1 protein-coding gene is annotated in these 514 nt (G+C 45.3%); it reads right to left on the reverse strand.

Going from position 1 to position 514, the window contains the following annotated elements; genetic code table 11:
* Nucleotides 1-107: 107 nt before the first annotated feature.
* A partial coding sequence (gene grpE / locus AB4653_RS28295) for a nucleotide exchange factor GrpE (RefSeq protein WP_372105949.1) occupies nt 108-514 on the reverse strand: 407 nt, incomplete at its 5' end.

A 514-nucleotide genomic window follows, 5' to 3' on the forward strand; every position in this document is an offset into this window, starting at 1 on the left:
GAGAGGCATATGCCTCTCTTTCCATTTTACGTAAACCAGTGATTTATTTTGTCGCCGCGACTACTCAGTCAATGCGCGACTCAATCACTTGGCAGCGTAACACGTCATTACTTAGCAACCATAACCATCGCAGGGCGAACCACACGACCGTTTAACTCGTAACCTTTTTGCATTACGAACATAACCGTGTTTGATTCGTGATCTGGACTTTCTTGGATAGACATCGCTTGGTGGAATTCAGGGTTGAACACTTCACCTTCAGGGTTGATCTCTTTAAGACCAAACTTAGCAACTGTGTCTACGAACGTTTTGTGCGTTAGCTCAACACCTTCAAACAGTGGCTTAACCACTTCGTTTTCAGCATCTGCCGCTTGCATTGCACGCTCTAGGTTGTCGATGACAGGAAGTAGACCTTCAGCAAACTTGTTCAAAGCGAATTTACGCGCCTTATCAATTTCTTGCTCGCTACGGCGACGCATGTTTTCAACTTCAGCTTTTGCGCGAAGAACAGAAT

The sequence above is a fragment of the Vibrio sp. 10N.222.48.A3 genome, assembly GCF_041475345.1.
GTDB classification, from domain to species: Bacteria; Pseudomonadota; Gammaproteobacteria; order Enterobacterales; family Vibrionaceae; genus Vibrio; species Vibrio tasmaniensis_A.